We start from the raw sequence: 11,834 nt of genomic DNA, 5'->3' as shown, positions 1-11,834 counted from the left end.
GCTCCCTAGAACGGGATGTCGTCGTCGCCGGCGCCCGAGCCGACCACCGCGAACGGGTCGGCCGACTGGGTGATCGAGCGCAGCGTCTGCGAGGGGGGCTTCCCCGCCTCGGAGACCCGGGTCGCCCAGGCGGGGAAGGGGAACTCCAGGCAGAGCGGGACCGGGATGTCCGGCTGGTTGACGAACATGGTGCCCGGCTTGGCCAGCAGCGCCCGCTGGCGCTGGGCCGGCGGGAGGAAGCCGTACTCGGGGCGGGACGCCTCGGCCGGGTCGAGCCGGCCGACCACCCGGATCGCCGAGTTGGTGACGATGCGGCGTTCCACCTCGCTCGCCGTCTGCTGCGCGCCGATCAGGATCACCCCGAGCGAGCGGCCCCGCTCGGCGATGTCCAGCAGCACCTCCTTGATCGGGGAGGAGCCCTCGCGCGGGGCGTACTTGTTGAGCTCGTCGAGGACGACGAAGAGCAGCGGCTTGGCGGTGCCGGACTTCTCCTTGCGCTCGAACTCGCTCTTCAGCGTCACGCCGACCACGAAGCGCTGCGCGCGGTCCGGCAGGTTGTGCAGGTCGACCACGGTGACCTGGGCGCTCTCGGCGGTGTTGATGCTGTGCGGGCGGCGGGCGGCCAGGTCGCCGCGGATCAGCCGGCCCAGGTCCTTCTTGCTGCCGATCAGCCGGCGGGCGAAGGCGTTGACCGTGCCGAGGCCGACCGCGCTGCCCGCCCAGTCGCTGCGGGTCTCGTCGTCGTTGAGCTGCTCGACGATGTGGTCGACCAGGTCGGCGTACGAGCCCAGCCGGACGCCGTCGACGCTCACCCCGCCGTCGGCGGGTTGCGCGTAGCGGGCCAGATGGGCGGCGACCGAGTGGACCACCATCGTGTACTGCTGGCGCTCGTCGTCGGCGTCGGCGAAGACGTACGGCAGCAGCCGGTCGGCGCAGAACTCGCTCAGCGTCCAGTAGAAGCTGTCCACGCCGGTGAGCCGGCTGCTCACGTCCGGCGTGCCGGAGGAGTCGCCGACCCGCGGCGGGGCGTAGACGCGCACGTCGGGGAAGGCCCCCGCGTCCAGCCCCAGCTTCGCGTACGCGGCCCGGGTCGGGTCGTCGAGCCGGGCGTTGGGGTGGTCGAGGAAGAGCAGGTCCTCGCCCTTGACGTTGAAGATCAGCGCCTTGGCGTTGACCGCGTCGCCGCCCAGCACGCCGGAGCGGAAGACCGAGTAGAGCAGGAAGGTGGCGAAGCTGGTCTTCGTGGCCACACCCGAGATGCCGGAGATGGAGACGTGTGCGCCCCGGCTGCCGTCGAGGAAGTCGGCGTTGAGGTAGACCGGGACCCCGTCGCGCCCCATGCCCATCGGGATGCGCCGCTCCATCCGGTCGAAGTGCAGCGCCCGGGCCCGGGCGTCGCCCTCGGCCCGGTGGACCGCGGCGCCCGGCGTGGGCGGCACGTAGAACTCCGGGTCGACCCGGGTGGTGGTGATCTCGGCGGCCTCCTGCACCTGGGCGGGGAGGGTGCCGTCGGCGATGGCGAACACGTCCGAGTCGAACTGGGCGCCCTCGTGCCGGGCCCGCACCTGGGTGACCACCCCGGCGATGGTGACCGGCTCCCGGTCGGGCAGCTCACGCCGGGTGACGACCACGTCGTCGAGCTGGAGGTAGCTGTCCGGGGAGACGGCGGTCCAGAACTGCAGCGGAGTGGCGTCGGCGGTGCCGAGCACCCGGCCGACCGCCGTGCCGGGGCCGTCGAGCGGGTCGTCGGTCATCGGCGGGCTCCGGTCAGCTGGTCGTCTCGGTCAGGGCACACGTGGTGCATCCTGCCCGAGGAGTACGACAGGTTGCCACGCGACGCGGCGGACGCCACGCGCCGCGTCGGGGGTCGTCGCGCTACGGGGTGGCGCGACCACGATGGGTGCCGCCGTCCGCGCGATTCCCGTCCGCGACGCCGTGATTCGCGAGAGCATCGACAGGGCCGGGGAAGCGAGGAGTGCCGTGGGACCGACGCGAGGCCGACTTGCCGGGCTGCTCCTCCTCGCCGCGCTGCCACCGGCGGTGGAGGAGGCCGTGCTGGTCGGCGTCGGCCTGCACGCCGCCCGGGGCCTGGCCCCGCAGGCGAGCGCCGTCTGGCCGTACGACTCGTACCACGACCTGCGCTGGCTGCTGGTCTACCACGACTCCTGGCCGACGTTCCTGGTCGGTCTGCTGCTGCTGACCGTGCTCCGGGGCGTGCTCTCCGCCGGTCTGACCGGGCTGGCCTGGCCGGCCGGCGTGCCGCGCCCCTCCTGGGGCTGGCTGCTGCGGCGCAACCTGGAGGTCGCGCTGCTCGCCGCGGTCGTCATCTCGCCGTGGGCCGCCCTCTCCGTCGCCTTCTCGGCGGTGGCGCTCTCCTGGTACCTCTTCGCCTCGCTCGGCCCGATGCTGATCCTCGCCCCCTTCCTGCTCCGGGGCGGGGTGGTGGCCCGGTGGTGGAAGGGGCTGCCCAGCATCGAGCTGTTCGGCTGGGCGTCGCTGAACTTCGTGGTCCTGACCCTGGCCGGCGCGCTGATCTCCGGCACCCCGGGCTGGTGGACGGTGCTGGTGGCCGGCCTGGCCGGGGTGGCGAACGGCCTGCTCTGGCAGCGGACCGTGGCCGCCGCGGCGGCGCCGACCCGGCTGCGCTGGGCGCGGGTGCCGGTCGCGCCGATCGCGATCGCGCTGGCGCTGGCCGGGGCGATCTGGGCCCAGGCGGTCATCGGCTTCGCCGGCGACGGGCAACGGGAGTGGCGGCCGCCGATCCTCGCCGACCGGTTGCCCGAGCGGGTCCCGCACGCGGTGATCGTCCTGGGCGGGCACAACTCCAGCTGGGACGGGAGTCCCTCCGCCGACCCGCGGGTGGAGCGCTTCTCCTACCGGGGCCTGGACGCGCAGGGGCGGCCCCTGCCGTACCCGCCGGAGGCGACGCACCGGTCGCTGGACTCCAGCAGTGCCCTGCTCGCCGACCAGGTCCAGGCGGTGCACCGGCGCACCGGACGGCCGGTGGCCCTGTTCGGGCAGAGCGAGGGCTCGATGGTGGCCCGTACCTACCTGGAGCGGCTGCCTCGCGGCCCGGTGACCGCGGTGGTGATGTTCAGCCCCCTCGTCCAGGCCGGCCGGACCTACTACCCGCCGCCCGGGCACTCGGGGTGGGGCGTGGCGACCGGCTGGCAGCTGCGGGCCATGTTCTGGCTGGCGGGCCTGCCCTTGACGGCGGAGGACGAACCCGACAGCCCGTTCGTGCGGTCGGTGCTGATCAACGCGCCGTTCTACCGCAACCGCACCCTCTGCCCGGTCGCCGGGGTGCGGATGATCGCCTTCCTGCCGACGGTCAGCGCCGCGGAGGCGCCGCCGGGGGAGTACAGCCGGATCCCGGTCTACCAGCAGCCCGCGTTCCACGGCGGGCTGGTGGGGGACCCGGCGGTGGAGGACCGGGTGGTCGCCTTCCTGGCCGGGGAACCGGTGGAGATGTCCCGGCGGGAGTACGGCCTGCTGCAACGGCTGGGCGCCGCCTGGCAGACCCCGCCGCTGGCGCTGACGCTCAATCCGGTCTGGTCGGCGACCAGGGAGGGGGATCCGGCGATGACGGGCCGGGTCTGTGAACCGCGCTGAGCTGCCCGGCGACCCGGGTGGCGCGACGGTGCCGCAGCAGCAGCCGCCCGGCCGCGACGTACAGCCCCACCACCAGCAGCGCCCGGATCGGCGCGTACGGGAAGAGCAGCAGGTCCAGGACGACACCCGCGGTGGCGCAGCCGAGGGCGACCGGCGTGGTGCCCCGGCGGCCGGTGACGACCGCGAGCCCGGCGAGCACGACCGCCGCGCCGACCGCGACGTGCAGCCACGCCCAGCCGGTGATGTCGACCGCGTACATGCCTTGCCGGGTCGTCACCACGAACGGATCGCCGCTCGTGTCGGCCTGCGCGGACAGCACGTCCAGCAGGCCGGCGGTGGTCAGCAGGCCGGCGGCCAGCAGCGGCCGGCCCGGTTGCTCCGCCCGGATCGCTTCGTCCGACGCAGGAAGCCCCATCTGCCCAGGCTAGAGCCTGCGGGTGCGGCTCGGACCGGTCCCGGCCGCATACCCGGAGCTGTGCCCGCGCCGGTGGCCGTGGCCGGGGCGGACCGCCCGCGTACCCCCGTCAGGTGCCGTTGGACACGGCCCGGCGGGGACCGGCGAGCCTGCCCACCGCGGCGGGCGGGGGCCGCGTCAGGCGGCCGGCGCGGCCCCGGCGGGCGTCGGCGCGGCGGCGTCCCGGGCGTGGCGCAGCATCAACACCCCGTCGTCGGCCGCGAGCACGTGCCGCAGCGGCAGTTCCCGGGGCGCGCCCGGGTCTCCGGCGGTGATCCGCCCGGGGCCGGGCCCGGCGAGCAGGGGAGCGACGGTCAGGCAGAGTTCGTCGACCAGGTCGGCCGCGGTGAGCGCGCCGAACAGGTGCGGGCCGCCCTCGCAGAGGATCTGGCCCAGCCCCCGGCGGCGCAGCTCGGCCAGGCCGGCGCCGAGGTCCACCCGCTCGTCGCCGCAGCGGATCAGCTCGGCGACGTCGGTCAGCCCCGGGGGCGCCTCGGCGGCGGCGTGGGTCAGCACGACGGGTCGCACCGGCGCGTCGGCGAACGCGGCCTGCGCCGGGTCCAGCTGCAGCGACCCGGAGACGACCACCAGGGTGGGGTACTCCGCCAGCCCCCGCTCGCGCCGCCAGGTCCGGCGCGGCTCGCTCAGCCGCACCGCTCGGTAGCCCTCGTGCCGCAGCGTCCCGGCGGCCACCAGCAGCCCGTCGCAGAGCATCCGGAGCAGCCCGAAGACCCGCTTGTCCGGCCCTCCGGAGAGCCCGGCGGAGTAGCCGTCCAGGGTCACCGCGCCGTCCACGCTGGCGACGAAGTTGACCCGCAGGTGCGGGCGGTCCGCCCGGCCGTAGAGCGCGGTCAGCTCGGTGTCGTCCAGGGGCGGGGTGGCCGGCGCCGGCCAGATCCGGCGGATCGGGATTCCGACGCTCATTCGCCGGCCGGACCGGTGACCGGAGGGGTGGGTCCGGGGGTACGGTGCTGGCAGTCGCACCACTTCCGGCCGGGACAGTCGTCGTGCCGCCGCTCCCGGCAGGCTCGGCAGATCATGTCGGCAGCCTATGCGGTGGGAGGAGGGGGCAGCATGCCACGTCAGATCTTCCAGCTGAAGATGTCCCTCGCCGGGGTCCGCCCGCCGGTGTGGCGGCGGGTGCTGGTGCCCGGCGGCTACACCCTGGACCGGCTGCACCGGGTGGTGCAGCACGCCATGGGCTGGCGCGACTGCCACCTGCACTCGTTCGAGATCGACGGTGTCCAGTACGGCGAGCCGGACCCGGACGGCGAGCTGTCGCTCCGCGACGAGCTGGACGTCCGGCTCGACGCGGTGCTCGGCAAGGGCAGCCGGTTCCGCTACACCTACGACTTCGGCGACTGGTGGGAGCACGACCTGCTGGTGGAGGACGCCTTCACCGCCGATCCGGAGGAGCGGTACCCGTCCTGCCTGGACGGCGAGGGGGCCTGCCCGCCGGAGGATGTCGGTGGTCCGGCCGGTTACCTGGTCCTGCTGGCGGCGCTGGCCGACCCGGGCCATCGCGAGCACCGGGCGATGCGGGAGTGGGCGGGGCGCGACTTCGACCCGGCCGCGTTCGACCCGCGGCGGGCCGGCACGCTGCTGCGTCGCCTCTGCTGAGGCCGGCTGTCCCTTGAGGAGCAGCGGGCAGCACTAGCGGTAACGATCTGGGAACGCTCCCATCGGTCTATTGACACCCCCTGAGCCTCCCGGCACGCTCATGGGAGCGTTCCCAGGGCGTGGCGCCGGTCACTCGCGCACCCCGCCCGGTCGTCCCGGTCCGCCGGTCAGCCCCGGAACGCGCAGCGACACCCCCCACCACACCTACACCCAGCCTCACCACTGAAAGAGGGGTCAGGATGAGCGTCACCACGCGGCGTACCCGCCTCGCGGCCGCCGCCCTGGCCGCGGTCACCGCACTCGGCGGTCTCGCGGCCTGCGGCAAGGACGACGACGACGCCACGGCGTCCGGCGGGAAGCCCGCCAAGCTGGTCGTGGACACCTTCGGCGAGTTCGGCTACGACGAGATCGTCAAGCAGTACGAGAAGGACACCGGCATCAAGGTCGAGCTGCGCAAGACCGCCCAGCTCAACGAGTACCGGCCGAAGATCGTCCGGGCGCTGGCCACCGGCAAGGGCGCGGCCGACGTGGTCGCCCTGGAGGAGGGCATCCTCAACGAGTTCAAGGCCAACCCGGCCAACTGGGCCGACCTGGCGCCGCTCGTGGCCGACCACAGCAAGGAGTACCTGCCCTGGAAGTGGGAGCTGGGCAAGGCGCCGGACGGCCGGCTGATCGGCCTGCCCACCGACGTCGGCTCGCTGGCGGTCTGCTACCGCCGCGACCTCTTCCAGGCCGCCAAGCTGCCGACCGAGCGGGACCAGGTCGCGGCGCTCTGGCCGGACTGGAACGCCTTCATCGAGACCGGCAAGAAGTACCGGGCCGCCACCGGCAAGGGCATGCTCGACTCGGTGACCACCGCCTCCAGCGCGGTGATGTTCCAGCAGGGCGGTGACCTCTTCTACGACAAGCAGGACAACGTCGTCGCCGACAGCAGCGCCTCGGTGAAGAGCGCCTGGGACACCGCGATCGCGATGGCCGACGCCAACATCACCGCCGAGACGGCCACCTGGTCGCCGGAGTGGTCGGCCGGCTTCAAGCAGGGCACCTTCGCCGCGACCTTCTGCCCGTCCTGGATGCTCGGCATCGTGCAGGAGAACTCCGGCCCGGAGAACAAGGGCAAGTGGGACGTGGCGCCGGTCCCCGGCGGCGCGGGCAACTGGGGCGGCTCCTGGCTCGCCGTGCCGACCCAGAGCAAGCACCCCAAGGAGGCGGCGAAGCTCGCCGAGTACCTGACCAACGCGCAGAGCCAGGTGGCGGCGTTCAAGGCCAAGGGCCCGCTGCCGACGAACCTGGAGGCGCTGAAGAACCCGGAGTTCCTCGCCTACACCAACGAGTACTTCAACAACGCGCCGACCGGCAAGATCTTCGGGGACAGCGTCGCGAAGATCCAGCCGCTGCACCTCGGTCCGAAGCACCAGGCCGTGAAGGAGAACGCCTTCGAGCCGGCGCTGCGGTCGTACGAGAACGGGCAGTCGACCAAGGACAAGGCCTGGGAGCAGTACGTCAAGGACGCCAAGACCCAGGGCGCCTTCTGAGCACCGACCCCGCACCACGGTGGCGTCCGGGTCTCCCGGGCGCCACCGGCCGCGTCCCGTTGCACGTACCGCCCGCCTCACCGGCCCCGCCGGCGCCGGGAAAGGACCTCGCATGAGCCTGTCGGCCACGACCGCGCCGCCGTCACCCACGGCGCCGCCACCCCCACCTACCCGGCGCCGCAGCCGGGCGTTGTCGCTCAACCGCCTCGACCTCAAGCTCTCCCCGTACCTCTACATCGCCCCGTTCTTCGTGATCTTCGGGATCTTCGGGTTCTACCCGATGCTGCGCACCGCGTGGATGTCGCTGCACGACTGGAACCTCATCGGCGAGCACAGCTTCATCGGGGTGGACAACTACACCCGGCTCTTCACCGACGAGTACTTCTGGAACGCCACCCTCAACACCTTCGGCATCTTCCTGCTCTCCACCGTCCCGCAGCTGCTGCTCGCGCTCTTCCTGGCGACCCTGCTCAACCGCACGTTCCTGCGCGCCCGGACGTTCTTCCGGATGGCCGTCTTCATGCCGAACGTGGTCTCGGTCGCCGCCGTGGCGATCGTCTTCGGCATGCTCTTCCAGCGCGACTTCGGCCTGATCAACTGGCTGCTCGGCGTGGTCGGGATCGACCCGGTCGACTGGGACGCGCAGCGGTGGAGCTCCTGGACCGCCATCGCCTCCATGGTCAACTGGCGGTGGACCGGCTACAACACGCTCATCCTGCTGGCCGGCATGCAGGCCATCCCGAAGGACCTCTACGAGGCCGCGGCGATCGACGGCGCCAACCAGTGGAAGCAGTTCTGGCGGATCACCCTGCCGATGCTCACCCCGACCTTCGTCTTCGTGGTCACCCTCTCCACCATCGGCGGGCTCCAGCTCTTCACCGAGCCGCTCGTCTTCGCCAACGGCAACATCATCGGCGGCGACCAGCGCGAGTTCCAGACCCTGGCCATGTACATGTACGAGCTGGGTATCGAGAACCTCAACACCGCCGGGTACGGCGCCGCCGTGGCGTGGGCGATGTTCGTGATGATCGCCCTGGTCTCGCTGGTCAACTTCCTGCTCGTCCGCCGTACGGTCAAGTGAGGAGCGACCGGATGAACTCCGCTTCCCAGCGCCTCTGGCGCACCAGCCCGCTGATGTACGTCGCCCTTGTGCTGGCGGTGCTCTTCTCGATCTACCCCTTCTACTACATGGTCGTCATCGCCACCCGCAGCCTGGACTCGATCAACGACGTGCCGCCGCCGGTCACCCCGGGCGGCGCGTTCGGCGACAACTTCGGCCGGGTGCTCGACAACGACGCGGCGAACTTCCTCACCGGCCTGCTCAACTCGGTGATCGTCTCCGGCGTGGTGACCGTCTCGGTGGTGATCACCGGGTCGCTGGCCGGCTTCGCCTTCGCCAAGCTGCGCTTCCGGGGCCGCAACATCCTGCTGCTGTCGATCATCGTGACCATGATGATCCCGACCCAGCTCGGCCTCATTCCGCTCTGGGGCATGATCCAGGACCTCGGCTGGTACGACACCCTGCTGGCGGTGACCGTGCCCTTCCTGGTCAGCGCCTTCGGCGTGTTCATGATGCGGCAGTACGCCACCCAGGCCATCTCCGACGAGCTGATCGAGGCCGGCCGGGTGGACGGGGCCAGCACCTTCCGGATCTACTGGAACATCGTGCTGCCCGCGCTGCGCCCGGCCGCGGCCGTGCTCGGCCTGCTCACCTTCATGGAGACCTGGAACTCCTACCTCTGGCCGTACGCCGTGCTCACCCCGGAGAATCCGACCCTGCAGGTGTCGCTGGCGTTCCTGTCGTACGCCTACTACACCGACTACTCGCAGGTCTTCGCCGCGACCGCCATCGGTACCGTGCCGTTGGTGATCGTGTTCGCCCTGTTCGGCCGCCAGATCATTGGCGGGATCATGGAAGGTGCCGTCAAGTCGTGAGCAACCCGGACCACCCGCCCGCAGTCGGCGTACTCGACCAGGGGCCGGAACTGATCTTCCCGCCCGGCTTCCTGTGGGGGGCGGCGACCGCCGCGTACCAGATCGAGGGGGCGGCCACCGAGGGCGGCCGGACCCCGTCGATCTGGGACACGTTCAGCCACACCGAGGGGCGGGTGGTCGCCGGGCACACCGGCGACGTGGCCTGCGACCACTACCACCGGATGCCGTCGGACGTGCGGCTGATGGCCGAGCTGGGCCTGAAGTCGTACCGGTTCTCGGTGTCCTGGTCCCGGGTGCAGCCGAACGGCACCGGCCCGGCCAACGCCGAGGGCCTGGACTTCTACCGCCGGCTCGTCGACGAGCTGCTCGGGCACGGGATCGAGCCGTGGCTGACCCTCTACCACTGGGACCTGCCCCAGCCGCTGGAGGACGCCGGCGGCTGGCCGGCGCGGGACACCGCCGCCCGGTTCGCCGACTATGCCCAGCTCGTCGCGGACGCCCTCGGCGACCGGGTGACGTACTGGACGACGCTGAACGAGCCGTGGTGCTCGGCGTTCCTCGGCTACGGCTCGGGCGTGCACGCGCCGGGCCGCTCCGACGGGGCGGACGCCGTCCGCGCCGGGCACCACCTGATGCTCGGCCACGGGCTGGCGGTGCAGGCGCTGCGGGCGTCCCGCCCGCAGGCCCAGCTCGGCATCACCGTCAACCTCTACCCGGTCACCCCGGCCACCGACGCGCCCGCCGACGTCGACGCCGCCCGGCGGATCGACGCGCTGGCCAACCGGTTCTTCCTGGACCCGGTGCTGCGCGGGTCGTACCCGGCCGACCTCACCGCCGACCTGCGCGAGGTCACCGACTTCGGCCACGTGCGCGACGGCGACCTGGCGGTCATCTCCACCCCGCTGAACCTGGTCGGCATCAACTACTACAGCCGGCACGTGGTCGCCGCCCCGGTCCAGGGCGCCGAGCCCGAGCCGTACTGGCGGTCGCCGTCGTGCTGGCCGGGCAGCGAGGACGTCCGGTTCGTCACCCGGGGCGTGCCGGTCACCGACATGAACTGGGAGATCGACGCTCCCGGCCTGACCGAGACGCTGCGCCGGGTCCACGACGAGTACACCGACCTGCCGCTCTACGTCACCGAGAACGGCTCGGCCTTCGTCGACGCGGTGGTCGACGGGCAGGTCGACGACGCCGACCGGCTGGCGTACTTCGACGCGCACCTGCGGGCCGCGCACGAGGCGATCGCTGCGGGGGTGCCCCTGCGGGGCTACTTCGCCTGGTCGCTGATGGATAATTTCGAATGGGCCTGGGGTTACACCAAGCGGTTCGGGATGGTCTGGGTCGACTACGACAGCCAGGCCCGTATCCCCAAGTCCAGCGCCAGGTGGTACGCCGAGGTGATCCGACGCAACGGTCTGGCCGCACAATAGGCGAAGGCCAGTTCTCCGGGCGGCTCCGCGACCACCCGCTCCCCACGGGTGGCGCGGGTCCGCCCGACGTCGGAGGAGCAGACGATGACAACGCAGCGCACCCGGTCGCTCGGGCGCCCGACCCTCGACGCGGTCGCCGCCCGCGCGGGCGTCGGGCGCGGCACGGTCTCCCGGGTGGTGAACGGCTCGCCCCAGGTCAGCCCGGAGGCCCGGGCCGCCGTGCAGCAGGCCATCGCGGAGCTGGGGTACGTCCCGAACCGGGCCGCCCGGGCGCTGGTCACCCAGCGGACCGACTCGGTGGCCCTGGTGGTCTCCGAGTCCGGGGACCGGGTCTTCACCGAGCCGTTCTTCGCCGGCATCGTCCGGGGCGTCAGCTCCGGGCTGCTGGAGACGCCGTTGCAGCTCTGGCTCGCCATGGTGCAGTCCCCGATCGAACGGGAACGGGTCGAGCACCACCTGACCAACCAGCACGTGGACGGGGTACTGCTGCTGTCGCTGCACGACTCCGACCCGCTGCCCACGCTGCTGGAGGAGCGGGACCTGCCCACCGTGCTCGGCGGCCGGCCGGCGCGGATGCTCGAACCCGGCGCGCCGCCGTCCTGGTTCGTCGACGTGGACAACGTCGGTGGCGCGCGGCAGGCGGTCGAGCACCTCGCCCAGCGGGGCCGCCGCCGGGTCGCCACCATCGCCGGTCCGCAGGACATGGGCGCCGGCCTGGCCCGGCTCGCGGGCTACTCCGACGCCGTCCGGGCCGCCGGGGCCGAGGCCGACCCCCGCATGATCGCGTACGGCGACTTCAGCGAGGGCAGCGGCGCGGCCGCGATGCGCCGGCTGCTGGAGGTCTGCCCCGACCTGGACGCGGTCTTCGTCGCCTCCGACCTGATGGCCTTCGGTGCGCTGCGCACGCTGCGCGAGGCGGGTCGGCGGGTGCCCGAGGACGTGGCGGTGGTCGGCTTCGACGACGCTCCGATCGCCCGCCAGGCCGACCCGCCGCTGACCACCGTCTTCCAGCCGGTCGAGGAGATGGGCCGCCAGATGGCGCGCCTGCTGGTCGCCCGGATCCGCGGCGAGGAGATCCCCGCCCCCCACATCCTCCTCGACACCCAACTAATCCACCGCGCCTCCGCCTGACGCCCCGCGCCTGGGGGCCTCGCCCCCGCACCCCGCGCCTGACGCCCCGCGCGGCACCCCCGCGCCTGCTCTTTGAGAGAAAGCGTGGCTATTCACCGAGGAATAGCCACGCTTTCT

The 11,834-nt window shown here is 72.6% G+C and carries 10 protein-coding genes; 7 read left to right on the top strand and 3 right to left on the bottom strand.

All coding sequences use genetic code 11. The features are described from left to right. Positions 1-5: 5 nt before the first annotated feature. Positions 6-1,754 carry an ATP-binding protein gene (locus ACSNN7_RS21485; RefSeq protein ID WP_436682744.1) on the bottom strand — a complete coding sequence of 583 codons (1,749 nt, stop codon included), beginning with the start codon at positions 1,752-1,754 and terminating at the stop codon, positions 6-8. Between the two features lie 226 nt (positions 1,755-1,980). Here ACSNN7_RS21485 and ACSNN7_RS21480 point away from each other — a divergent pair, with 226 nt between their 5' ends. Then, a complete protein-coding gene (locus ACSNN7_RS21480; protein WP_436682743.1) occupies positions 1,981-3,612 on the top strand; it encodes a hypothetical protein in 1,632 nt (543 codons plus the stop codon). Here the strand turns inward: ACSNN7_RS21480 and ACSNN7_RS21475 are convergent. After that, positions 3,542-4,027, bottom strand: coding sequence for a DUF7144 family membrane protein (locus ACSNN7_RS21475; protein WP_436682742.1), 486 nt, complete (start codon positions 4,025-4,027; stop codon positions 3,542-3,544). The genes ACSNN7_RS21480 and ACSNN7_RS21475 overlap by 71 nt on opposite strands. A 177-nt stretch (positions 4,028-4,204) precedes the next feature. Then, a complete protein-coding gene (locus ACSNN7_RS21470; protein ID WP_436682741.1) occupies positions 4,205-4,990 on the bottom strand; it encodes a pyrimidine reductase family protein in 786 nt (261 codons plus the stop codon). A 150-nt stretch (positions 4,991-5,140) separates the two neighbouring features. Here ACSNN7_RS21470 and ACSNN7_RS21465 point away from each other — a divergent pair, with 150 nt between their 5' ends. From ACSNN7_RS21465 to ACSNN7_RS21440, 6 genes are all read left to right on the top strand, one after another. Continuing rightward, a complete protein-coding gene (locus ACSNN7_RS21465; protein ID WP_436682740.1) occupies positions 5,141-5,686 on the top strand; it encodes a plasmid pRiA4b ORF-3 family protein in 546 nt (181 codons plus the stop codon). Between the two features lie 239 nt (positions 5,687-5,925). Next, entirely contained in the window at positions 5,926-7,221 is a 1,296-nt protein-coding gene (locus ACSNN7_RS21460) for a sugar ABC transporter substrate-binding protein (protein WP_436682739.1), read from the top strand. Positions 7,222-7,333: 112 nt separating this feature from the next. Then, positions 7,334-8,302, top strand: a complete 969-nt coding sequence (locus ACSNN7_RS21455) for a carbohydrate ABC transporter permease (protein WP_436682738.1) — start codon at positions 7,334-7,336, stop codon at positions 8,300-8,302. Between the two features lie 11 nt (positions 8,303-8,313). After that, a complete protein-coding gene (locus ACSNN7_RS21450) occupies positions 8,314-9,156 on the top strand; it encodes a carbohydrate ABC transporter permease (RefSeq protein ID WP_436682737.1) in 843 nt (280 codons plus the stop codon). Continuing rightward, positions 9,153-10,586, top strand: coding sequence for a GH1 family beta-glucosidase (locus ACSNN7_RS21445; RefSeq protein ID WP_436682736.1), 1,434 nt, complete (start codon positions 9,153-9,155; stop codon positions 10,584-10,586). The genes ACSNN7_RS21450 and ACSNN7_RS21445 overlap by 4 nt, the downstream gene beginning before the upstream one ends. A gap of 84 nt (positions 10,587-10,670) precedes the next feature. Then, positions 10,671-11,717: a LacI family DNA-binding transcriptional regulator gene (locus ACSNN7_RS21440; protein ID WP_436682735.1), complete on the top strand. Its 1,047-nt coding sequence runs from the start codon at positions 10,671-10,673 to the stop codon at positions 11,715-11,717. The last annotated feature ends 117 nt before the right edge of the window (positions 11,718-11,834 follow it).

Origin of the sequence: Micromonospora sp. URMC 105, from assembly GCF_051386295.1 — a bacterium.
In the GTDB taxonomy this organism is placed as follows: Bacteria; Actinomycetota; Actinomycetes; order Mycobacteriales; family Micromonosporaceae; genus Micromonospora.
The sequence above is the reverse complement of the archived record's forward strand: the minus strand, read 5'-3'. Positions and strand labels throughout refer to the sequence as shown.